The organism is Sphingobium fuliginis, assembly GCF_004152845.1.
Classification (GTDB): Bacteria; Pseudomonadota; Alphaproteobacteria; order Sphingomonadales; family Sphingomonadaceae; genus Sphingobium; species Sphingobium fuliginis.
In genome coordinates, this window is record NZ_SEON01000005.1 from 237,186 (window position 1) to 260,596 (window position 23,411).

General features: G+C 65.4%; 19 protein-coding genes. 8 read left to right on the plus strand and 11 right to left on the minus strand.

Annotation, left to right across the window (positions count from 1 at the left end; all coding sequences use genetic code 11):
- Positions 1 to 18 precede the first annotated feature (18 nt).
- Entirely contained in the window at positions 19 to 2,316 is a 2,298-nt protein-coding gene (locus EWH10_RS14070) for a copper-transporting P-type ATPase (RefSeq protein ID WP_083198981.1), read from the minus strand.
- 44 nt (positions 2,317 to 2,360) lie between these two features.
- On the opposite strand from EWH10_RS14070, the gene EWH10_RS14075 reads away from it, so the two are divergent.
- Complete coding sequence (locus tag EWH10_RS14075; protein ID WP_349633060.1) at positions 2,361 to 3,362, plus strand: zinc-dependent alcohol dehydrogenase family protein; 1,002 nt, start codon at positions 2,361 to 2,363, stop codon at positions 3,360 to 3,362.
- Positions 3,363 to 3,365: 3 nt separating this feature from the next.
- A complete protein-coding gene (locus EWH10_RS14080; protein WP_044661930.1) occupies positions 3,366 to 4,610 on the plus strand; it encodes an MgtC/SapB family protein in 1,245 nt (414 codons plus the stop codon).
- Positions 4,611 to 4,752: 142 nt separating this feature from the next.
- On the opposite strand, the gene EWH10_RS14085 is transcribed toward EWH10_RS14080, so the two are convergent.
- Positions 4,753 to 6,102 (minus strand): alginate export family protein, encoded by a 1,350-nt coding sequence (locus EWH10_RS14085; protein WP_044661929.1) that lies wholly within the window; start codon positions 6,100 to 6,102, stop codon positions 4,753 to 4,755.
- A 52-nt stretch (positions 6,103 to 6,154) separates the two neighbouring features.
- Between EWH10_RS14085 and EWH10_RS14090 the strand changes: the two genes are divergently transcribed.
- From EWH10_RS14090 to EWH10_RS14100, 3 genes are all read left to right on the plus strand, one after another.
- The gene (locus EWH10_RS14090; protein ID WP_239659815.1) at positions 6,155 to 7,105 is read left to right on the plus strand and encodes a chromate resistance protein ChrB domain-containing protein; all 951 of its coding nucleotides are present in this window, start codon (positions 6,155 to 6,157) and stop codon (positions 7,103 to 7,105) included.
- Positions 7,102 to 8,490 (plus strand): chromate efflux transporter, encoded by a 1,389-nt coding sequence (chrA, locus tag EWH10_RS14095; RefSeq protein ID WP_044661927.1) that lies wholly within the window; start codon positions 7,102 to 7,104, stop codon positions 8,488 to 8,490. The genes EWH10_RS14090 and chrA overlap by 4 nt, the downstream gene beginning before the upstream one ends.
- Before the next feature lie 248 nt (positions 8,491 to 8,738).
- A complete protein-coding gene (locus EWH10_RS14100; protein WP_238320063.1) occupies positions 8,739 to 11,021 on the plus strand; it encodes a TonB-dependent receptor in 2,283 nt (760 codons plus the stop codon).
- Positions 11,022 to 11,147: 126 nt separating this feature from the next.
- On the opposite strand, the gene EWH10_RS14105 is transcribed toward EWH10_RS14100, so the two are convergent.
- Genes EWH10_RS14105 through EWH10_RS14135 form a run of 7 tightly spaced genes read right to left on the minus strand, consistent with a single transcriptional unit; the run spans position 11,148 to position 17,389 of the window.
- Positions 11,148 to 12,305: an LLM class flavin-dependent oxidoreductase gene (locus tag EWH10_RS14105; RefSeq protein ID WP_044661925.1), complete on the minus strand. Its 1,158-nt coding sequence runs from the start codon at positions 12,303 to 12,305 to the stop codon at positions 11,148 to 11,150.
- A gap of 13 nt (positions 12,306 to 12,318) precedes the next feature.
- Positions 12,319 to 13,275 (minus strand): LLM class flavin-dependent oxidoreductase, encoded by a 957-nt coding sequence (locus tag EWH10_RS14110; protein ID WP_044661924.1) that lies wholly within the window; start codon positions 13,273 to 13,275, stop codon positions 12,319 to 12,321.
- Positions 13,272 to 13,880, minus strand: coding sequence for a nitroreductase family protein (locus tag EWH10_RS14115; RefSeq protein WP_044661923.1), 609 nt, complete (start codon positions 13,878 to 13,880; stop codon positions 13,272 to 13,274). The genes EWH10_RS14110 and EWH10_RS14115 overlap by 4 nt, the downstream gene beginning before the upstream one ends.
- Positions 13,880 to 14,734: an ABC transporter ATP-binding protein gene (locus EWH10_RS14120; RefSeq protein ID WP_044661922.1), complete on the minus strand. Its 855-nt coding sequence runs from the start codon at positions 14,732 to 14,734 to the stop codon at positions 13,880 to 13,882. The genes EWH10_RS14115 and EWH10_RS14120 overlap by 1 nt, the downstream gene beginning before the upstream one ends.
- Before the next feature lie 14 nt (positions 14,735 to 14,748).
- On the minus strand, positions 14,749 to 15,519 hold the full coding sequence (locus tag EWH10_RS14125) for an ABC transporter permease (protein ID WP_044661921.1): 771 nt from the start codon (positions 15,517 to 15,519) through the stop codon (positions 14,749 to 14,751).
- Positions 15,516 to 16,277 carry an ABC transporter permease gene (locus EWH10_RS14130; RefSeq protein WP_044661920.1) on the minus strand — a complete coding sequence of 254 codons (762 nt, stop codon included), beginning with the start codon at positions 16,275 to 16,277 and terminating at the stop codon, positions 15,516 to 15,518. Before EWH10_RS14130 ends, EWH10_RS14125 begins: the two co-directional genes overlap by 4 nt.
- Positions 16,277 to 17,389, minus strand: a complete 1,113-nt coding sequence (locus EWH10_RS14135) for an ABC transporter substrate-binding protein (RefSeq protein WP_229742609.1) — start codon at positions 17,387 to 17,389, stop codon at positions 16,277 to 16,279. The genes EWH10_RS14130 and EWH10_RS14135 overlap by 1 nt, the downstream gene beginning before the upstream one ends.
- 270 nt (positions 17,390 to 17,659) lie before the next feature.
- Here EWH10_RS14135 and EWH10_RS14140 point away from each other — a divergent pair, with 270 nt between their 5' ends.
- Together EWH10_RS14140 and EWH10_RS14145 are read left to right on the plus strand one after the other, a co-directional pair.
- A complete protein-coding gene (locus EWH10_RS14140; protein WP_044661918.1) occupies positions 17,660 to 18,706 on the plus strand; it encodes an ABC transporter substrate-binding protein in 1,047 nt (348 codons plus the stop codon).
- An 87-nt stretch (positions 18,707 to 18,793) separates the two neighbouring features.
- The gene (locus EWH10_RS14145; protein ID WP_082166291.1) at positions 18,794 to 19,900 is read left to right on the plus strand and encodes a sigma-54 interaction domain-containing protein; all 1,107 of its coding nucleotides are present in this window, start codon (positions 18,794 to 18,796) and stop codon (positions 19,898 to 19,900) included.
- Between the two features lie 164 nt (positions 19,901 to 20,064).
- On the opposite strand, the gene groL is transcribed toward EWH10_RS14145, so the two are convergent.
- Both groL and groES read right to left on the minus strand, forming a co-directional pair.
- A complete protein-coding gene (gene groL, locus EWH10_RS14150) occupies positions 20,065 to 21,711 on the minus strand; it encodes a chaperonin GroEL (protein WP_025549258.1) in 1,647 nt (548 codons plus the stop codon).
- A gap of 100 nt (positions 21,712 to 21,811) precedes the next feature.
- On the minus strand, positions 21,812 to 22,099 hold the full coding sequence (groES, locus tag EWH10_RS14155; protein WP_025549259.1) for a co-chaperone GroES: 288 nt from the start codon (positions 22,097 to 22,099) through the stop codon (positions 21,812 to 21,814).
- A 434-nt stretch (positions 22,100 to 22,533) separates the two neighbouring features.
- Between groES and yghU the strand changes: the two genes are divergently transcribed.
- Positions 22,534 to 23,403, plus strand: a complete 870-nt coding sequence (yghU, locus tag EWH10_RS14160; protein ID WP_025549260.1) for a glutathione-dependent disulfide-bond oxidoreductase — start codon at positions 22,534 to 22,536, stop codon at positions 23,401 to 23,403.
- The last annotated feature ends 8 nt before the right edge of the window (positions 23,404 to 23,411 follow it).

Genomic DNA, 23,411 nt, shown 5'->3' on the forward strand with positions numbered 1-23,411 from the left:
AAATGCGTTCAGCCCCTTCTAAAGCCTCACCCCGTTCAGGCGCAGCGCATTGCCGACGACGCTGACCGACGACAGAGCCATAGCCGCAGCCGCGATCACAGGGGACAGCAGGATGCCGAACAGAGGATAGAGCAGACCTGCGGCAATCGGCACGCCAGCGGCGTTGTAGATGAAGGCGAAGAACAGGTTCTGACGGATGTTCGACATGGTCGCCTGACTGAGCGCCCGTGCGCGGACTATGCCGGTAAGGTCGCCCTGAAGCAGCGTCACTCCGGCGCTTTCGATCGCGACATCGGTACCCGACCCCATGGCGATCCCGACATCGGCGGCCGCCAGTGCCGGAGCATCGTTCACGCCGTCCCCCGCCATCGCGACGACATGGCCCTCGCTCCGGAGCCGGGCGACCACGGCGCTTTTCTGGTCCGGCAGAACCTCTGCCTCGACCTGATCGATCCCCAGCCGCCGGGCGACCGCCTGCGCCGTGGTGCGATTGTCGCCGGTCAGCATCACGACGGCGACGCCCTTCCCCCGCAGCGCAGCCAGCGCCTCCGCCGTCGTCCGCTTCACCGCATCGGCAATCGCGAAGATGCCCGCGACGGTCCCGTCGACGCCGATGAAAATGGCGGTCGCGCCGTCATGGCGCAGGGCATCGGCCTGCCCGGCCAATGCTTCCGCCGGAACGCCATATTCTTCGAGGAAGCGGGCATTGCCGAGCAATATCCGCTTGCCCTCGACCATGCCGACCGCTCCCTTGCCCGTGGGGGAATCGAACTGTTCCACCTGCGGCGGCGCCAATCCCCGCGCCTCCGCGGCAATGACGATCGCCTGCGCCAGGGGGTGCTCGGACGCCCGCTCCACCCCGGCGGCGAGCCGAAGCAGCGCATCCTCTTCAAAGCCTGGAGCCGCGACGATGCCGGTGAGCGACGGCTTGCCCTCCGTAAGTGTGCCGGTCTTGTCGACGACCAGCATGTCGACCTTTTCCATCCGTTCCAACGCTTCGGCATTCTTGATCAGCACGCCCAGCCCCGCGCCGCGACCGATGCCCACCATGATCGACATGGGCGTGGCGAGTCCAAGGGCGCAGGGGCAGGCGATGATCAGCACGGCCACCGCGACGATCAGGCCATGGGCGAAGCGCGGTTCCGGCCCCCAGATCGCCCAGGCGACAAAGGCGACCGCAGCGATCAACAGCACGGCAGGGACGAACCATCCTGCCACTTGGTCCGCCAGGCGCTGGATCGGCGCGCGGGATCGCTGTGCATCCGCGACCATCCGCACGATGCGGGCGAGCATGGTGTCCCGACCGACCTTCTCCGCCCGGACGACAAGCTGGCCGCTGCGGTTGAGCGTGCCGCCGATCACATGGTCACCGGCAGTCTTGGTGACGGGCATGGATTCGCCGGTCACCATGGATTCATCGATGGCGGAACTGCCTTCCTCGACCAGGGCGTCGACCGGCACCTTCTCACCAGGGCGGATGCGCAGCCGGTCGCCGGGCATGACCCGATCCACCGCCATCTCCTCGTCGCTGCCGTCCTCGCGCAGACGCCTGGCTGTCTTCGGCGCCAGGTCGAGCAGCGCCCTGATCGCACCGGAAGTACGCTCCCGCGCCCGCAATTCCAGGCATTGGCCAAGCAGCACCAGCACGGTGATCACCGCTGCCGCTTCGAAATAGACCGGAACGGTCCCCTTTTCCCGGAAGGCTTCGGGAAACAGGCCCGGCGCCAGCGCCCCCACCATGCTATAGGCCCATGCCACGCCAGTGCCCATCGCGATCAGCGTGAACATGTTGAGCTTGCGCGTCCGCAGCGACCGCCATCCCTTTTCGAAAAAGGGCCGGCCGCCCCACAGCACCACCGGCGTGGCAAGCAGGAGCTGCAACCAGATGGAAAGGCGGTCGGAAACCAGGTGATGGAGCGGCGGAAAGAGGTGCCCGCCCATTTCAAGCACGAACACCGGAATGGCCAGCAGCAGGCTGATGCGGAAACGGCGGGTCATGTCGGTCAGTTCGGCGCCGTCGCCTGCCTGGGCAACGGGAACCTCAGGCTCCAGCGCCATGCCGCAGAGCGGGCAGGCTCCGGGATGGTCCCGCCGCACTTCCGGATGCATGGGACAGGTCCAGACGATGGCCGGCGCGTCCGTTTGCGGCACGATGTTCTTCCGATCCGGTTCGACAGCAGACATCAGATCCCGTTCCCTCGACCTTGCGCGACGATGCCGCGGCCCACGACTGTAGACGCCATGGCTGGATCGGCAGAAATCTCGACGGGCGGCGTCTGCGCGTCCATCAGGATAACTACGGACTCCTTCGGTCATGATATGATCTATGGGTGACGAAGAAGGCGCAAGGGAGGCTTTCCATGCAACAGATGGTCGCGATGCAGATCGATGCCCCAGGCCGACCGCTGCGTAAAATCACCCGCGCCGTGCCCGAACCGGATATTGGGGAACTGCTGGTCGAAGTTACCGCCTGCGGCGTGTGCCGGACCGACCTGCATGTGCTGGACGGTGAGATCCCGGCCCATTATCCGATCATAGCGGGACATGAGATCGTCGGCCGCGTCGCCGACGTCGGGCCGCAGGTGGACGGCTTCGCCCCTGGCCAGCGGGTGGGCATTCCCTGGCTGGGGCATACATGCGGCCAATGCGCCTATTGCCGGACGGACCGGGAAAATCTCTGCGACGCGCCCCTGTTCACCGGGGCGACCCGGGACGGCGGCTATGCCACCCATGCGATCGCGGATGCCCGCTACTGCTTCGTCCTGCCGGACCGCTTTTCCGATGTGGAGGCCGCCCCACTGCTCTGCGCCGGCCTGATCGGCTGGCGCGCGTTGCGGCTTGCGGGCGATGCGCCGACCATCGGGCTCTATGGCTTCGGCGCGGCGGCGCATATCCTGGCGCAGGTCGCGCAGGCGCAAGGACGCACCGTCCACGCCTTCACCCGGGATGGCGATGAGGAAGGACAGGCTTTCGCGCGGTCGCTTGGCTGCGCCTGGGCAGGCGGCTCGTCGCAGGTTCCGCCGGCGCCCCTTGACGCCGCCCTGATCTTCGCACCCGTGGGCGATCTGGTGCCCCTCGCACTGCGGGCCGTTCGCAAGGGCGGCAGGGTCGTGTGCGCGGGCATCCATATGAGCGACATCCCCGCCTTCCCCTATGCGGATCTATGGGAAGAGAGGATGCTGCTCTCCGTCGCCAATCTGACGCGGGAGGACGGCATCTCCTTCTTCGAAATGGCAGGCCGGACCGACCTGCGCATCGTGACGGAAAGCTTTCCGCTGGACGATGCGGGCGAAGCGCTCCACCGCCTGCGGACCGGCAGGGTGAAAGGCGCGGCGGTGATCGTTCCACCCCGGATCGCCTGACGCATGCCCGACATCGGCCAGCCCTATCTGGCGATGATCGCCTCCATCGCCATCGGATTGCTGGTGGGGCTTGAGCGCGGCTGGACCCAGCGGGAACTCGGCAAAGGCCGCCGGGTGGCGGGATTTCGCACCTTCGGCCTGATCGGCCTGCTGGGCGGGATGGGAGGATTGGCGCCCGACATCCTCGCGGCCACGCTGGGCATGGGAGTCGCGGCCATATTGACCGTCGGCTATTCGCGCAGCGCCGATCAGGAGCATCTGTCTGCCACCACAACGCTCGCCGGGCTGCTGACCTTCGGCGCAAGTTTCTGCGCCACGCGGATCGCGCCTGCGCTGGGTCTGGCCATCGGCGCGGCGACCTTCGCGATATTGAGCGCAAGGCAATCGATGCACGCCATGCTGCGGGGCATGGACGAGAGCGAGATAGAAAGCGTCTCGCGCTTCCTGCTGGTCGCGCTCATCATCCTGCCGCTGCTGCCCGATGCCGCCTATGGCCCCTATGACGCCTGGAACCCCCGGAACATCTGGATGGTCGTCGTGTTCGTGATGGGCCTGTCCTTCGCGGGCTATGCGGTGTCGCGCCGCTTCGGCCAAGACCGGGGCATATTGCTGGTGGCGCTGACGGGAGCGATCGTCTCCTCCACGGCGGTGACCGCCAACTATGCCCGCCGGCTGCGCGATGAGCCGGGCGCGCGGTCCTTGTTGTCGGCCGGCATAGCGGTGGCGTCCATCGTCATGTTCGTGCGCGTCCAACTGGTGGCACTCGTCCTCATTCCGCGCGCGCTGCCCACGCTGGCCCTGACCATGGCGCCCGCAACGCTTGTCGCCGTGGCTTTCGCGCTGGTGGCCTGGCGTCGGCATGGCGGGACGGGAAACGGCATGGGGCTTTCCAACCCGCTCGGCTTCGGGCCGGCGCTCATGCTGGCGGCGCTGGTGGCGGGATTGTCGCTCGCAGCCCGGTGGGCGCTGGTGCATTTCGGACAGCAGGGCATGGCGGTCGTGCTGACGCTGACCGGCATATCGGACGTCGACGCGGCGGTCATGACCATGGCCGGGCTGCCACCCGACCTGCTCGACGATCATGTCGCAGGGCTGATCCTGGGAAGTGCCGTCCTTGCCAACACCCTTGCCAAGGCAATGATGACCATGGTCATTGGCTGGGGCCATGGCGGCGTCAGGGCGGCCCTGCCACTCTTCGCCGCGCTGGTGGCGGCCGCCGTCAGCCTGACCGGGCGGGCAATCCTTTAAAAGATGCAACCAGTCCGCGGGAATGGAGGCGAGGCATGCTTCAGCACATGCCGCCAAAGGCCGGAGCCTGGAGCATCGTGCGCAAAAGTGGGAACCGGTTTTGCGCTTGAAACGATGCGAAAACAAAAGCTTGGAGCGCGCTCTAAAAACTCGCGGTCAGGTTGAAGGAGGTATAGCGCGTCCACTTCCCTGCCGTCGCATTGGGCGCGTCCCGCAGGAACCGCCCCTTGGCCAGCAGCAGCCCGTCGAATTCGAACCGCAGCCGCGACGGAACGATCCAGTAGCGGACCCGCCCTTCCACCTGATGGCCCGCGAAGCTGCCCGACCGACCGCTGGCGTCCCGCACCCCCGTGGAGGAAAAGGCATCCGTCCGCGACGCCAGCCACAAGGCGCGATAGGTCACGAACCAGTCCCACCGCTTGTCGGGTGTCGCCTCCAGCCTGATGCCGGGCGTCACGATATTGGTCCGCGCCAGGGCATTGTACAGTCCCGCCGGGGCAAGGTCCGCCCGGCGCATGCCGAACAGCGTGTCGAAGCGGCCCTGGCGCTCTCCCCGCCCGTCTCCGCTCGCCCGGTCGAATTCCAGCGACAGGCGGGGCTTCCAGGGTCCGCTGAAGCTGTAACCGGCATCGACGTGCAGGAAGCTGGCGGCGACGGACTGGCGTGCCGCGCCGGGCGCGAGAGACGCGCTGACGCTGCCCGTCTGGTAAAAGGCCTCGACCTCATAGTCGAACCGTCCCGTTTCCGGTTCGCTGATGATGCGTCCACCGAATGTGTCGAGCGACCTGTCCCGCGTCGGCCGCCCCGGTTCGTCCCGTTCGCCCAGGTGGAAATAGGTGAGTTCCGCCATGGCCGGGCCGATCGCTTTGGCCTTGCTGACGATGCCGCCCCACAGCACCAGATCGAAGCCCTCATGATCGAACCTCACCCGCTTGTTGCGGACACCCTCCGCATCGTCCGGCCGCCGCTGCTGCGGCAGGGTATAGATGAAGACCGCCTTCACCCCGCGCGGCGCGGTCAGGTCGGCCCGCAGGCCGGTATAGCCATTGGTGGTGTTGCGATAATCGTCCGCAGCGACGAGCCGGCGGGAACCCAGGTTCAACATGAATCGCCCGGCCATCAGGCCAAGCTTGCTGCCCTTGCCCAGCGGTTCATCGATGTCCCCCGCGACATAGGCCTGAACGAGCTCCATCGCATTGATTTCATTGGTGGAGATCGGCGTGCCCGCGTCGGCGCCATAGGCCCTGCTGTCGAACAGCTCCGCCCCGGCCCTGAACGCGCCCGAACGGTATTCGGCCATGAGCTGTGTGCGGATGTTGAACAGGCTGTCCTTGCGGTCGAACCCTGCGCGCGCCTGCCCCTCAATCTCCTCAACCCGCAGGCGCACGCTGCCGTTTAAGGCAAGACCGTCATCCTGCGCATGAGCAGGCCGCGCTCCGACGAAGGCGATTGCCGCCGCGCTTGCCATCGCCAAGGGAGAAGTCCGGATCATTGATATTCCTGTTTCTTCGAATCATCTTCATTGATACATATGCATCATGACCATGACCGACGCCACCCCATGGCTCGCATTGCTGCATCAACTTCCCGCCAAGCCCCCTTATCTGCGGGTGAAGATCTGGCGCCGCCTGCAAGCCATCGGCGCGGTGCCGCTTAAAAATGCGGTCCATGTGCTTCCTTGTTCGGGGGAAAGCGCCGCCGCCTTCAACAGCCTTATGGCGGAGATCGTCGACAATGGCGGCGAAGCGACGCTGATCGAAGCGCGATTGCTGGCCGGCCTGTCCGACGGCGACGTCCGCGCCCTGTTCGATGCAGCGCGGCGCACGGATTATGAGGAGATCGCCCAGGCCGCCCGCCGCCTGCTGGAAACAGGGCCCGCCAGCGGACCGGACATCGCCCGCTTGCAGAAGCGGCTGGAGGATGTCGGGCGGCTCGACTTCTTCGGCGCGCCGGGGCGGCAGCAGGCCGAAGCTGCACTCGCGGAACTGGATCGGCAACGCTACCAACATCCGGACGTCAGCCGCACCGATCCGGCCGCCGCAACCGAAGCGACCGATCTTACCAACCGAATCTGGGTGACGCGCAGCGGCGTCCATGTCGATCGCATCGCCTGCGCATGGCTGATCCGCCGCTTCATCGACCCGGAGGCTCGCTTCAAATTCGTCGACAGCCGCCGTTACGATCCGGCGGAGGGTGAATTGCGCTTCGACATGGCCGACGCCGAATTCACCCATGAAGGCGACCGGTGCAGCTTCGAAACCTTGCTGCTGCGAGCAGGCCTTCTGGACGACCCGGCCCTGGTCGCAATCGGTGAGATCATCCATGACCTCGACATCGCGGACGGCAGATTCGCACGCCTGGAAACCCCGGGCCTGGGCGCCATATTGTCCGGCGTCTGCGCCTCGACCGACGACGACCTCCAGCGCATCGCCATGGCGAGCGATGCGCTCAACCAGTTCCATGCCTTTTTCAGCAACAGAAGGACGGATCGATGACGGCAAGCGCATCCTCCACCCCCGCGGTCCCATCTTACGACGGGCATCACGGCATTTCCTTGGGCGAAGCGACGCGCCTGTGGGCGCGGATCGCGGCGCTCAGCTTCGGCGGACCGGCCGGACAGATCGCCGTGATGCACCGGCTATTGGTCGAGGAAAAGCGCTGGATCGGGGAAGAGCGATTCCTCCATGCGCTCAACTATTGCATGTTGCTGCCGGGGCCGGAGGCGCAGCAGCTCGCCATCTATATCGGCTGGCTCCTGCACAAGACGAAGGGCGGGATGATCGCGGGCATATTGTTCGTGCTGCCGGGTTTTCTCGCCATATTGGGCCTTAGTTACATCTATGTGTTGCTGGGCCATGTGCCGATCATCGAAGGGCTGTTCTTCGGCCTGAAGGCGGCGGTGCTGGCCATCGTGATGCAGGCGGTGGTCCGGGTCGGATCGCGGGCATTGAAGAATGATGCGATGCGCGGGATCGCCGCCGCGGCGTTCGTGGCGATCTTCTTCCTGGGCGCGCCGTTCCCGCTGATCGTGCTGGCGGCGGGCCTCATCGGCTTCATCGGAGGACGCAGCGGTCTGGCGGTGTTTCAGGGTGGGGGCGGTCATGGCCCGGCGGGCGGCCATGTCATCCATGATCGCGACACGGCGCTGGGCGAGCAGTTGCCCGACCACGCCCGCCCCCATCTCGGCTGGTCGCTGCGTATCTCGGCGCTGTTTCTGCTGCTGTGGCTGGGGCCGGTGCTGGCCCTGTTCCTGACGCTGGGGCCGGATAATATATTCACCCATATCGCCAGTTTCTTCAGCCAGATGGCGGTCGTCACCTTCGGCGGCGCCTATGCCGTGCTCGCCTATGTCGCGCAGGAGGCGGTCGGCACCTTCGGCTGGCTCCAACCCGGCGAAATGCTGGACGGGCTGGGCATGGCGGAAACGACGCCGGGGCCGCTGATCATGGTGACGCAGTTCGTGGGTTTCCTGGCAGCGTTTCGCGACTCCGGCATGCTGCACCCGCTGGTTGCCGCGACGCTGGGCGCGATCCTCACCACCTGGGTGACGTTCATTCCCTGCTTCCTGTGGATCTTCGCCGGCGCGCCCTTCATCGAACGTCTGCGCGGCAACCCGGCGCTGTCGGCGGCGCTGACGGCGATCACGGCGGCCGTGGTGGGCGTAATCCTGAACCTCGCCATCTGGTTCGCCATTCATACGCTCTTCCGGCAGGTCCAGCGGATCGGCGGGATCGACCTGCCCGTGCTGTCCAGCGTCAATATTCCCGCCGTGCTGCTGTCGGCGGGCGCGGTGATTGCGGTGTTCCGGTTCAAGATCGGCGTGCTGCCCGTCCTGGGCGCCTGCGCGGGCATCGGGGCCGCCTATATCCTTCTCGTCTGAGCACCGGCCATGCTGCTGCGGAGATAGCAGCATGGCCTGTTCCGCTGCGCGATTTCAACCATCCATTGAACGAGTAAGAAATAATCTTATTTAAATTCATTGCCTTATGAAAGTGGCATAGGCTTTGCTTCGGTTCCCCCGTCCGATCCGCGCAATGCGGACATGTTTCAACCAATGGGGGAATCTCCTTGTCCACAATCAGTCTTTCACCACGGTTCCGCCATGCCCTTGGCGCAAGTGCCCTGGCCTTGCTTGCAGCGGCATATGTAACCGGCGCCCATGCCGAAGAAACGCCCGCCGTCCCGGCCGAAGTGGCGGATGCGGACGCCGGAGCAGGCATCGTCGTCACCGCCCAGCGCCGCGAGGAACGGTTGCAGGACGTCCCGGTGGCCGTCACCGCCTTCGACAAGGATCTGTTCAGCGTCGGCGGCCTCGGCCGGTCGGCCAATGAGGTGCTGAACTATGTTCCCAACGCCTCCGCCGGCACGCAGCAGCATGGCCGCCCGCGCTGGTGGATTCGCGGCGTCGGCGCCGGCCAGCAGCAGCTCGATCTCGCCAATCCGGTCGGCTTCTATCTGGACGACGTCTATATCAGCAACAGCAGCGCCACCGGCCTGCCGCTGTTCGACCTGGAGCGGGTGGAAGTGCTGCGCGGCCCGCAGGGCACGCTCTGGGGCAAGAACACCACCGGAGGCGCGGTCAACATCATCTCCAAGCGTCCCTCGCTGAACGGCCAGGACGACAATTATGTGAAGCTGGAATATGGCAGCTTCGACAACAAGATCGCGGAAGGCGGCATCGGCACGACTTTGGTCGACGACAAGCTGGCGGCGCGCGTGTCCTTCCGCTTCGACGATCGCGGCGGGCGGTTCGACAATCTCTATACCGGCAACAAGTCGAACGAGATCAAGGACAATGTGATCCGCGGCCAGTTGCTGGCCAAGCCGACCGACAATCTGCAGGCGCTGCTCAGCGTCCATTATCGCGACTACGACACCAACGGCACCTATTGGACGACGGCCAGCTACCTTCCCAGCGGCGTGGTCCGCAACGGCTATGCGCCGTCGACCGACATCAACGACATCAGCACCAACGCGCCCGAATATAGCCGCAACAAGCAGTTTGGCGGGTCGCTGCATGTCGACTGGGATCTGGGCAACGCGGCGCTGACCTGGATCGCCGGCTATGAACGGTTCACCACGCGCGGCGCGGGCGACACCGACTATACGCCGCTGGAAATCTCGCGCAGCTATACGCAGGCGCGTTCCAGCCAGTGGACGCAGGAATTGCGGCTGGCGTCTTCCGGCGAGGACCGGCTGAGCTGGATCGTCGGCGCCTTCTATTTCAACGAGAAGATCCGGTCGAACGCCTTCTCCGCCACGCTGCCGCAGGGCGCGGTGCCCGCTCAGGCGATCACGCCCACGGGCCCTGCCCTCGCCTTCAGCAACACGGCCTATCGGCACAAGGCCGAGAGCGGCGCGGTGTTCGGCAGCACGACCTTCCGCTTCACCGACGCGCTCAAGCTGACGTTGGGCGGGCGCTGGACGCGGGAGACGAAGACGCTGGACTTCGACCGCCGGGCATCCCCAGCCGCGACGACGCCGGGCGCGGTCTTCACCTGGAGCAACTATGCGCAGTGGTGGAACAGCTATACCGGCAGCATCGGCGGCGCGGGCACCTTCAGCAATGATCTCAAGCGCACATGGGACGCCTTCACCTATGATGTGACACCCTCCTGGAACATCGACCGCGACAATCTGGTCTACGCGAAATTTTCGCATGGGGTGAAGTCGGGCGGCTTCAATACCGCCGCGACCCTGCCCGTGGCATTGACGGCAGTGCGGCCGGAGAAGCTGGACGCCTATGAGATCGGTTACAAGTCGAGCTGGTTCGACGGGCTGCTGACCTTCAACGCCACCGCCTTCCATTATGACTATAAGGATGTGCAGGTGAATGTCGTCGGCCCCAATCCGGGCGCGGTCGGCGGCGCGACAGTCTCCTACCTCCAGAATGCGGCGAAGGCGAAGGTCGATGGCGCGGAGTTCGAACTGGCGCTGGCGCCGGTCGAGGGGCTGAAGTTCAACGCGGCGCTGGGCCTGCTCGACACCAAATATACGCGCTTCATCGTTCAGAACAGCACGACCAGCCTGGCGGGTGCGCGCTTCGTCCGTTCGCCCAAGGTGACGCTGAATGTCGGCGGCTCCTATCGCTTCCCGCTGGCGGAACTGGGCACGCTGGAGTTGGCGGCGGATGCCCGTTACCAGTCGCGGCAATATTATTATGTGACGCCGCAGGACACGGTGAACCGCTATTATCTAGCGCAGAAGCCCTATACGCTGACCAATATCCGCGCCACCTACACGACGCCGGACGAGAAGCTGAGCGTGACGGGCTTCGTCAACAATCTGTTCGACGTCCGCTATCTGAACCACTCGCTGCCCGCCGCCAATGCGGCGCAGGGCGTGACCGGCGATACGGTTGCCTGGGCCGATCCGCGCACGGCGGGCGTGGCGGCGCTGTTCCGCTTCTGATGAGGGGGAGGCCGGGTGGTCCCCGGCCTTTCGTCAAAAGAAAAGGGCGCCGGGAGGATTTCCCGGCGCCCTTTTTGCTTCCCGAACTCTTGCGAAGGCAGGAGCACGGTGTCTCTATTCCATCGGCTATTCCGCAGCAGCCAGTAACGCCGGAGCCTGACGGCCTAGCAACGGCAGCACCTCTTCGCCCACGCGATAGGCTTCTTCCAGATGCGGCGTGCCAGCCAGGATGAAGGCGTCGGTTCCCCGCGCGATCAGCTCGTCCAGACGGGCCGCGCATTGCTCGTAGCTGCCGACGATCCCCAGCGCAGGACCGCCCCGCAGCAGGTTGAAGCCGCCCCAGAGATTGGGCGCGACGATCAGCTCGTCATAGCGCCGCGCATCGGTCGGGCGGAGCGCGGCCTGACGGGCGGCGCCCACGGAGTCCGTCGCCTGCCCGCGCCAGCGCTGGCGAGTTTCCTCGCTCACATTGTCGAAGCCCCTGGCGATGTCGGCCCAGGCTTCCTCCTCTGTCGCGCGGGCGACCAGATCGACGCGCACCGCGCATTTCTGCTCTCCGCCCAGTGTCGCCGTGCGTTCCTTGACGCGGGCGAACTTGTCGCCAAGCTGGTCGAACGGCTCCAGCCAGGAGAGATAATAATCCGCATGGCGCGCCGCCGTCTGGAGCGCCGCGTCGGACGATCCGGAGAACCAGATCTCCGGAAATTCCTCGCCCTGAAGGACCGGCGCGAGCCCGCCGTCGCGCAACTGGTAGAAACGCCCGTCATAGGAGAAGTCCGAAGACTTCCAGACGCCCTTGAAAATATCGAGAAATTCGCTGGTGCGGCCATAGCGGTCGTCATGGGCGAAGCTGTCGCCCCACCAGAGCTGGGCCGGGCCGCCGCCGCCGGTGATGATGTTGAACAGCAGCCGCCCGCCGGTCGCGCGTTGCAGGCTGGCGGCCATGCGCGCCGTGTGGACCGGATTGCCGAAGCCGGGCTGGAAGGCGATCATGAAGCGAAAGCTCTTCGTCTCCCGCGCCAGCAGCGAGGAGATGACCCACGGGTCGTCGGTATTGGGGAAGGACGGGATCAGCCCGCCCTGAAAGCCGACGCTTTCCGCCGCCTGCGCGATGGCGGCCAGATGGTCGATATAGGTGAACGGGTCGGCATCTCCCTCGCGGTCCAGGCCGGGGGCGATATTGCCGGGCCTGAGGGGCGACCAGTCGCCGCGCTCATAGCCGCTGGTCTGGATGCTGTTGTGGCAGCCATGGGTCGGCAGGCGCCAGTAAAAGTCGATGGACATGGGGACGGTCTCCTCAGGCGGCCTGTTGCGCGACGCCGGTGAGGGCGCGCAGGCGAGGCAGAAGATGCTGGCCAATGCGATAGGCTTCCTCCAGCGAGGGAACTGCCTCCAGCACCAGTTGCGTGATCCCGGATGCTGCAAAGCCCGCAAGCCGCTCTGCCGCTTCGTCATAGCTCGCGATCAGCGTGCCCGGAGCGAGCGGCAGGCGTTGCGCGTCGCGCTCTGCACTTTCCCTGTCCTCGCGCACCAGCAGCGGCTGGATCAGCCCGGCCTCGACAGGGCATCCCTTCGCCAGCGCGTTCAGCCGGGCAATATCATTGGCCAGCGCCTCTGCGGTGGCGGGCTGGAACAGATGAACGTCGGCATGACGGGCGGAAAGCGCCAGCGCCGCCTCCCCCTCGCCTTGCAAGTAGATGCGCGGAAAGGGCACCCGGTTGAGCGGCGCGTCGAAGCCGCCATTCTTGACCTCGAAATGCGCGCCCTTGTAGCTGAACGGGCGCTGCTCGTGCACGCCGCGCGCCACGGTCAGAAATTCCTCCAGCCTTTGCGAAAGGTCGCCATCCTTAACGGAATCCGCTTCGGCCAGACGATCGGTCGCTTCGGCATCGTGCGCGATCGCCCACGCGAGGCGGCCATGCGTTGCGCGCTGGAAGGTCGTCGCCTGCTTGGCGGCATAGACCGCCGATCCGACCGAAGCGGGAAATTCGGGCACGACATTCAGACGCGGCGCGGCGCGGGCGACGATGGCGGCGATGATGCGGCTTTCGTCGGCGGCGATGCGGTGACGCACGAACAGCCCGTCAAAGGCCGTCTGCGCGGCGGCCTGCGCGACCTGGACATAATAGTCGAAGCGGTTCTGCGTGCTCGTCCGGCGGTCCCGCGCCAACGCAGGCAGGGGCCGCCATGCGCCCGGCTCGGAACGTTGCGGATCGGCGGCGGGATCGAGCCGCCAGTGGATGTTCAGCGTCATGCGACGTCCCTTTCCTTGACAAAGGCCGGCTGTTCGAGCGTTCCGGCAAAGACGGTTTCATCGAGCGGGCGGCGGCCATTGGGGGCTTCGGCGCCATGGAATTCGGCGTCCAGCCCTGCCAGATCGCCCTTGCGGCCGAGCGCGATGACGGCTTCGATGGCAAAATCCTGCGGGATGTTCAGCCCTTGCCGCGCCGCTTCCCGGTCGAAGCCGCCAATGCCATGGGTATGCCATCCCAGCAGCAGCGCCTGATGCGCGAAATTGGCCCAGGCCGCGCCCGCGTCGAAACTGTGCGAGCCATTGGCGACCCTTTCGCCCCGTCGTTCCAGTTCCCGCGCCGACAGGATCAGCACCAGCGCCGACGCCTTCGCCGCCCAGAGGCGGTTGCGCGGCATCAGGAAGGCGAGATAGGCCTCCCACCATTGGTCGCCCGGTCGCGCGACGAGGAACCGCCAGGGCTGCGCGTTCATCGCGGAGGGCGCCCAGCGAGCCGCTTCGAAGGCGCTGCGCAGCACGGCATCCGGCACCGCTTCTCCGGTGAAGCTGCGCGGCGACCAGCGGTCTGTGAACAGGGAATCGACAGGATGATCGGCGGCGCGGCTCATCAGCGCGCCTCCCGGCTGGGCAGATGGACGAGATTGTCGGCGCTTTCGGCGGCGTCCGCGCCTGAAGTGAGTTCGGCCAATATCTCGTCCTTCAACCGATGCAGCAGCGGGGCGCGACGGTCGCGGGGATGGGGCAGGTCAACCTCCACGATGCGGCGGATGCGGCCGGGATTGGGCGACATCACGATCACCCGGTCGCCCAGATAGAGCGCCTCCTCCACATCATGCGTCACCATCACCATGGTCGACCGCTGCGCCATCCAGATGCGCTGCAATTCATTCTGCACATGGACGCGGGTCAGCGCGTCGAGCGCGCCCAGAGGCTCGTCGAGCAGCAGCAGCTTGGGCTCCGTCACCAGGGCGCGGGCAATGGCGGCGCGCTGCGCCATGCCGCCGGAAAGCTGGTGGGGATAGGCTTTTTCGAAACCCTTCAGGTTCACCAGCGCGATATGATCCGCCACGATCTGCGCCCGGCGCGATTTCGGCGTATCCGTGTTGAGCAGGGCCAGTTCGACATTCTGCTCCAGCGTCATCCAGGGGAAGAGCCGGTGGTCCTGGAACACGATGCCGCGATCCAGGCTGGTCGTGGCGATGCGGTCGCCGTCCAGCCGCAGCTCGCCGCTATAATCGGTGTCGAGGCCCGCGATCAGACGCAGCAGCGTCGACTTGCCGCAGCCCGACGCGCCGACGATGCTGACGAACTCGCCGGGGCGGACGTTCAGATTGATGCCGTCCAATATCTTGCGCGGCTTGCCGCCGATGTCGAAGCTCTTGTCGAGACCGCTGACGGTCAGCGCGCCCCGGCTGGCGGCCGCTTGGGCAAGGTCTTCGCGAGCATGGGGGTGGGGGTTCATGCCGTTTCTCCGGATCATGATTGAGCGGGTTGCCAGCGCAGCAGGGACTGGCGCAGGCGGCGGAACAACTGGTTGATGAGGAAGCCGAGCGCGGCGGTGACGCCGATCACCACCAGCATGATGTCCAGCCGCTGCTGGACCTGCGCGGTCTGCATGGCGACGCCCAGCCCTGACCCCGCGCCCGTCAGCAATTCGGTGCCGATGGTGGAGATCCAGGCGAAGGCCAACGCCTGGGTGATGCCGGTCAGCACCAGCGGCATGGCGGCAGGCAGCAGGATGAAGCGGATGCGCTGGAGCGTGGTGAAGCGGTAGATGCCGCCGACCTCCAGATAGCGGCGCTCGACCTGCGCGACCCCCGCATGGCTGTTGAGCATGGACGGGAAGAAGGCGGACATGCTGACGACGATCAGCTCCGTCCCCTCCCCCACGCCGAACCAGAGGCCGATCAGGGGCAGCCAACCGATCATCGGCACCTGCCGCAGCGCGTGAAGCAGCGGCCCCAGCAGCCGGTCGACCGGCTTCCATATGCCCATGGCGATGCCCGCCGCCACGCCCAGCGGCGCGCCGATGGCAAGGCCGGTAAAGGCGCGTTGCAGCGTGGCCAGCGTGTCGCGCAGCAGATCGCCGTTGCGCAGCAGTTCAGCCAGCGCGGAGGCGACGGCAACGGGCGGCGCGAAAGTCACCGAATGGGCGCTCGCCTGCCACTGCCACAGGAAGATGAGGAGCAGCGGCGCGACGAGGCCGATGACGAGCCGGACAGGCCAGCGGGCAAGTTGATCCTTCATGCCGTCCTCCAGCGGGTGGCGCGGCTTTCGACCCAGCGGGCGCCGCGATCGAGCAGGAAGCCGATGAGACCGCTGACGACCACGCCCGCCAGCACGACGTCGATCTGGAACAATTGCCGCCCCATCTCCATCATCTGGCCGATGCCGCTGTCCGCCGCGAGCAGCTCTGCCGCCACCAGCACGACCCAGGCGCGGGTCAGCGAAATGCGCAGGCCGGTGAGCACGGCGGGCACAGTGGCGGGCAGCAGGATGCGGCGGATCAACTGGAGCAGGCTCAGGCGATAGACTTTCGCGACGTCGAACCAGTTGCGCGGCACGCCCCTGATGCCGTCGAAGGTGGCGAGCGCCATCGGGAAGAAGGCGGCGATGGCGACGACCGCGATCTTGAAGGGCTCATCGATCCCCAGGAACATGACCATCAGCGGCACGAAGGCGATGACGGGCACCTGCCAGAGCGTCAGGAAAAGCGGCGACAGGACGGCTTCGACCAGCCGCGACAGTGCCAGCGCCGCGCCGAAGACCATGCCCGCGCCCGCGCCGATGGCGAAGCCGACCAGCAGCCGATAGAGGCTGTCCCCGACATGTCGCTGCAACTCGCCGGATGCGGCCATGTCGGCCAGCGCCTGGGCGACGACGCTGGGCGGCACCAGCACTTGCGGCGGGAACAGGCCGCTGAGGCAGGCGACCTGCCAGAGCGCCAGCAGCGCGACCGGCGCGGCCCAAGCCGCGGCGACGGCCTTGCCTTGGGGAAAAGCCATCAGCCCTGCCCCCCGCCATCATGCGCCCAGAACTGCTCCAGCTTCAAATCCTTGAGCGCCTTGTCGACGAAACGTTCATCGATCAGCGCATCGGCATCCACCTTCTTGCGGATCAGGCCGCGTTCCAGCGCATAATCCACGACCGAACGGTAATGCGCCAGCACCGCCGGATTGAAGACCGGCGAGAAACGCTCCCGCCAGGGGATGCCGCTATTGGCATAATCCTTCGCCACAATGCCTTCCGGCAGGGCGCCGCGCGCGGCCTTGCGGATGACTTCGGCCTTGTTCGCTTCGTCGGAGGACCATGCGGCGGCGCGGACGAAGGCGTCCACCACCAATTGGGTCAGCTCCGGATGCGCGTCGACAAAGTCCGCACGGCCGAACAGTTCGGCGCGCATCTTCCAGTCGGCGGGCGCATCCCTGGTCGACCAGATCACATGACCTATGCCCTTCTGCTCGACCAGCAGCCCGTCGGACAGCAGCACGGCGGCGTCGACGCTGCCGGATTCCAGCGCGGCGGGCGTGGCCGAGGGGTTGATGTTGACGATCTTGAAGTCATCCAGCTTCAGGCCGCTGCTGTCGACCAGCTTGGAAAAGGGCAGTTCCCAGGGCCGTCCGCGATGGAGCGCGATCCGCTTGCCCTTGAGGTCGGCCAGGCTTTTCGCCGCCAGCCCCTTGCGCGCGACGATATAGACGTCCTGCCCCTGCCCCACCGGCGCCACGATCTTCAGCGGCACGCCGCCCGCGACGGCGATGGCGGCGGGAAAATCGCCATAGGAGGCGAAGTCGATCCGCTTGCCGGAAAAGCCTTCATTGATGAGCGGCCCGCCCACGGCGGTAGAGACCGGGGTGAAGACCAGCTCGATCCCCTTCTTCGCCAGTTGCTCCTTCAGCCAGCCCTGCTGGATGACGACGCCGTTCAGGCCGTTGAACACCTGCTTGCCCTGATAGGGATAGGCGATGGACGCGATGGTCAGGGTCTTGACCACCTCGCCGTCTCCGCCGCCGGACCCGCCGCAGCCTGCAAGCAGGGCAGAGCCCAGCAGCGCCATGGCGGCGGTCAACCATTGACGAAGGCGGGAAAGAAAAGACGCGCTATTCTGATTGGCCACTATGCAGGCTCCGTTGAAGGCTCTGCCCCCATCCGATGCACGTCATGTGCCAACCGGATAATCCGGCGGTCCCGTGCGGGCCGGCCAAGGCAGCAGCGATTGCGCGCTGGTGATTTTGCCGCAGCGGCGACCGCGCGATTGCGCGAAATGAAGCGGCGATGAGCCCCGGAACCGTTCCGCATCCGCATCGCGGCTTTTGGCACGAGCCTTGCGACGGATATATTCCTATGTCGGTGTCGGGAAGGCCGGCCTACAGGTGGAGAAACAGGAATGGCAAATAAGGTCGCGCCTCTGGACAGCGTCTGGGTGACGCGCTGCCCGGTACCGGCAGCGTCCGGCGTGGCCTGCGCCAAAGGCTGGATGGCCGAGGCGTTCGCACAGGACGGCATCAGCGTCAGACGGGTTCAGGAACTCGGCCTCAATCTGGTCGCGAGCGATCCGGAAAACCAGGCGCGCCATCTGTTTCGCGAGGGGGGCAATATACAGGCGCTGGCGGCGCGGGCGTTGGGTGCGCCGACGCGAGTGATAGGACTGACCTGGATCGACGAGCGGCAGGCGATCATGGTCAGGCCCGATGTCGGCGTCATGGACCCTGCCGATCTCGAAGGGCTCCGATTCGCCCTGCCCGGCTATGGCCGTACCCATGGCGAGAGCATCGCCCGCGGCATGGCGCTGCACGGTATCAAGAGCGCTCTCGCTTTGGGCGGCCTTGCGCTGGAAGACGTGCAGTTGATCGAAATCCCCGCCCCGCCCGTCGAACAGGCCAGCGTGGAAGGGATGCGCCGCCTCTGGCTGGGCCTGGAGTGGCTGGCGGCGGGCCGGGTGGACGCCGTCTATGTGAAAGGCGCGGCCGGCGCCGAAGCCGCGCAGCGCCTGGGGCTGGAGATAGGCATCGATCTCGACGCCTATCCCAGCCGCCTCGCCCGGGTGAACAACGGGACGCCGCGCCCCATCGTCGTCCACCAACATATGATCGATCATCATCCGGCGCTGGTCGAACGCTTCCTGGAACAGAGCTTGCGTGCCGCCGATTGGGCGGCTGCCCATCCATCCGACCTCAACGCCATCCTTGCCCAGGAAACCTTGTCCGGCATGGAGGGCGTAGAGGCGGCCTATCGCAACAATTTCCATCGCGCCCTGCATCCCGACCTGTCGGATGAACGCGTGGAGATGTTGAAGATTCAGGCGCATTTCCTGTGGCTGCATGGATTTCTGGAAGCGCCTGTGGACGTCGATGGCTGGATCTGCGCGGAACCCTTGCGCAGCGTCATGAAGCGGCGCGCGGAACTGGCCACCCCTCTCCGGCCGTCTCACTGAAAGCTCAGCTAGGCTCCAAACTTTATTTTCTACTAATTCAGAAGACAATTACCTGCTATCCTGATGTCTGCCAGGGATGGAGACGCTATGAGGAACAGTTCGCACAGCCGCGCGGCAGACCGGGCCGAAGTGGGTCTGGTATCGGCCAAGAACGACGATGGCCGTCCGCTGCTGGCTTATGATTGCGCTCGGCATCATGCCGTGGGACCTCGCGCCCGGGCGCTGATCTTCAACGATCCACGATCCCGCGCCCTGCTGCCGCTGATCGAACGGGTCGCCCCAAGCGACGCCAATGTCCTCATCATGGGGGAGACTGGCACCGGCAAGGAGCTGGTCGCGCGCTATGTGCACAGCCTCAGCGACCGGGCGCATACGCCTTTCGTCGCGGTCAATTGCGGCGCCTTTTCCGAATCGCTGATCGAAGGCGAATTGTTCGGTTATGAAAAGGGCGCGTTCACAGGCGCCAATGTCGCGCGGGCGGGATGGTTCGAGGCGGCCAATGGCGGGACGTTGTTCCTGGACGAACTGGGCGACCTTTCCCTGCCCTTGCAGGTGAAGCTCTTGCGGGTATTGCAGGAACGGGAAGTCGTTCGGCTGGGCTCGCGCAAGGCCGTGCCGCTCAATGTCCGCGTCATCGCAGCGACCAATGTCGAATTGCAGCAGGCGGTCAACGAGGGTCGTTTCCGTTCAGATCTTTTCTATCGCCTGCAGGTCGTATCCATACCCCTTCTGCCACTGCGGGAGCGCAGAGCCGATATTCTTCCCCTTGCGCGCCATTTCCTTGAAATCTATGGTGCAAAGGCAGGCGTCAACCGGCTGGAACTGAGCGCGGCGGCCGAGGAGGCGTTGTTCCGTCATGGTTGGCCCGGCAATATTCGCGAGTTGGAAAATGCGATCCATCGTGCCGCTCTGATCTGCGAGGGCGGGCGCATCCAGCCCGCCGACCTCGGTCTTGGCAACCTCAGCGAATTGACCGATCCGACCGCCGACCCCGCGGCGCTGGAAGAGGCGGCAAGGCCCTTCGTCGCTCGGCTGCTGAATGGCGGGCACGATCATCTGCTCGACCGGCTGGTCGCCTTCACGATAACGGAGGCCTTTCATCAATGCCATGGAAATCAGATCAAGACCGCCGAAGCATTGGGCATCACTCGCAATGTGGTGCGCACATATTTGAAGAATCTGAATTTGATCTAAGGCAAGCGCCAGGCAAATGGGGCCGGACGCCCCCGCTTAAGCGAGGAACCTGACGATCGAAGACAGGAAAAGGCCGGTGGATCGCTCCATCGGCCTTTTCCGTTTTTTCCGGATTTGGACTCCCAACATCGCGGGCGAGCCAAGAGCCCGCCCGCAACGCGGTCTTAGAAGTCCATGCCGCCCATGCCGCCCATGCCGCCGCCGGGCATGCCCATCGGCGCCTTGTCGTCGGAGGGCAGTTCGGCAATGGTCGCCTCGGTCGTGATCAGCAGGCCGGCCACCGAAGCGGCGTCCTGCAGCGCGGCGCGGACGACCTTGGTCGGGTCGATCACGCCAGCGGCGACGAGGTTCTCATAAGTGTCGGTCGCGGCGTTGAAGCCCTTGGTCTCGTCATTTTCGCGCAGCAGGTTGCCGGCGACGACGGCGCCGTCGACGCCCGCATTGCTGGCGATCTGGCGCAGCGGCGCTTCGATGGCCTTGCGGATGATGTCGATGCCGCGGGTCTGGTCGTCATTGGCGCCCTTGAGGTCCTTGAGGGCCTTGGTCGCGTACAGCAGGGCCGTGCCGCCGCCGGGGACGATGCCTTCTTCAACGGCTGCGCGGGTCGCGTGCAGCGCGTCGTCGACGCGGTCCTTGCGCTCCTTCACCTCGACTTCGGTCGCGCCGCCGACCTTGATGACGGCCACGCCGCCAGCCAGCTTCGCCAGACGCTCCTGCAGCTTTTCGCGGTCATAGTCGGACGTGGTGGTCTCGATCTGAGCGCGGATCTGCTCGGTGCGGCCCTTGATCGCTTCGCCGTCGCCGGCGCCATCGACGATGGTGGTGTTGTCCTTGTCGATGGTGACGCGCTTGGCGGTGCCGAGCATGCCGAGGGTCACGTTCTCAAGCTTGATGCCGAGGTCTTCGGAGATGACTTCGCCCTTGGTCAGGACGGCGATGTCTTCCAGCATGGCCTTGCGGCGGTCGCCGAAGCCCGGAGCCTTGACCGCAGCGACCTTCAGGCCGCCGCGCAGCTTGTTGACGACCAAGGTCGCCAGCGCTTCGCCTTCGATGTCTTCCGCGATGATGAGGAGCGGACGGCCCGACTGAACCACGGCTTCGAGGATCGGCAGGATCGACTGCAGGTTCGACAGCTTCTTCTCGTGGATCAGGATGTAGGGGTCAGCCAGTTCGACCTGCATCTTTTCCGGGTTGGTGATGAAGTAGGGCGAGAGGTAGCCGCGGTCGAACTGCATGCCTTCGACGACGTCCAGTTCGAAATCGAGGCCCTTGGCTTCCTCGACGGTGATCACGCCTTCCTTGCCGACGCGGTCCATGGCTTCGGCGATCTTTTCGCCGACTTCACGGTCGCCATTGGCGGAGATGATGCCGACCTGGGCGACTTCGTTCGAACCGGCAACCGGCTTCGAGCGGGCCTTGATGTCCTCGACCACCTTGGCGACGGCGAGGTCGATGCCGCGCTTCAGGTCCATCGGGTTCATGCCGGCGGCCACCGACTTCATGCCTTCGCGAACGATCGCCTGGGCGAGGACGGTCGCGGTGGTGGTGCCGTCACCGGCGATGTCGTTGGTCTTCGAAGCGACTTCGCGCACCATCTGGGCGCCCATATTCTCGAACTTGTCCTTCAGTTCGATTTCCTTGGCGACCGAAACACCGTCCTTGGTGATGCGGGGCGCGCCGAAGCTCTTGTCGATGACGACGTTGCGGCCCTTGGGGCCCAGGGTCACCTTGACCGCGTCGGCCAGGATGTCGACGCCGCGCAGGATGCGCTCACGAGCGTCACGCGAAAACTTTACGTCCTTCGCTGCCATGATCTTCTACCTCTCTTTGAGAATTGCAAATCTTGCGAAGTTCACACCGTTACAGGCACGAAAATCCGCCAAAAATAGAATGACCGTCAGCTTCGCCGCTTTACGCGACGACGCCGAGAATGTCCGATTCCTTCATGATCAGCAGGTCTTCACCGTCGACCTTGACCTCGGTGCCCGACCACTTGCCGAACAGGATGCGGTCGCCGGCCTTGACGTCCAGCGGAGTGACCTTGCCGTCTTCCGACTTGCTGCCGGTGCCGACGGCGACGATTTCGCCTTCCTGCGGCTTTTCCTTGGCGGTGTCGGGGATGATGATGCCGCCGGCAGTCTTCTCTTCCGCCTCTACGCGGCGAACGAGAACGCGGTCATGCAACGGACGAAATGCCATGTTGATTGCCTTTCCCTCTTTACGACGTTGAATGGGAGGGGGGTGGAATCGCCACGCGACTCCGGCTCCTTCTCCCCGATGAACCCGTATCTGTTAGCACTCCCTGTCGGGGAGTGCCAGCGCCGTTTCATATGGACGGGAAGGCCGGACGATCAAGAGCCCCGTGCAAATTTTTTTCGTCCCGCCGCCCGCGACCGCAGCGCGAAAGACATGATGACGCGGGCGGCTATAGGCCTTTCCTGCCGGCAGAGACAGCCGGGGCAGCGACGAAATGCCTTCCACGTGCAAAAAATGCGACCAATGCAGCCGGGGCCGCCGCGCCGCCTTTTTTGATCATGCGGGGTTTGCACCGGACAGGGTCGATCCTTACCTAGCCCGGAGCGGCGGGCCCCTGCCCGCCCCATCCCGTTCCCGCCTTCGAAGGAGACGCCTGCATGACCGACACAGCCTATATTCCGCCGCGCGTCTGGACCTGGGACAAGGAAAGCGGCGGCGCCTTCGCCAATATCAACCGGCCGGTCGCCGGGCCGACCCATGAGAAGGAATTGCCGGTCGGCAAGCACCCGCTCCAGCTCTATTCGCTCGCCACGCCCAATGGGCAGAAGGTGACGATCATGCTGGAGGAGCTGTTGGCGGCGGGCAAGGACGCCGAATATGACGCCTGGCTGATCCGGATCAACGAGGGCGACCAGTTCGGCAGCGGCTTCGTATCGGTCAATCCCAACAGCAAGATCCCGGCGCTGATGGACCATGGCGTCTCTCCGCCCCGGCGGGTGTTCGAATCCGGATCGATCCTGATCTATCTGGCCGAGAAATTCGGCGCTTTCCTGCCGACCGATCCGGCCAGGCGGACCGAGACGCTCAACTGGCTGTTCTGGCAGATGGGCAGCGCGCCGCTGCTGGGCGGAGGTTTCGGCCATTTCTTCGCCTATGCGCCGGAGAAGTTCGAATATGCGATCAACCGCTATACGATGGAGGCGAAGCGGCAGTTGGACGTGCTGGACCGGCAACTGGCGGAGCATGAATATATTGCCGGGGATGAGTATACGATCGCGGACATGGCGATCTGGCCCTGGTATGGCGGGGTCGCGCTGGGCCGGGCCTATGATGCGGCGGAGTTCCTCGATGTGCAGAGCTATGGGAATGTGCTGCGCTGGGCGAAGCAGATCGACGCGCGGCCTGCGGTGAAGCGCGGGCGGATGGTCAACAAGGCGAACGGGCCGCTGGAGGAGCAGCTTCGGGAGCGGCATGAGGCCAGCGACTTCGATACGCGGACGCAGGACAAGCTGGAGGGGGCGGGTTGAGGATGGGA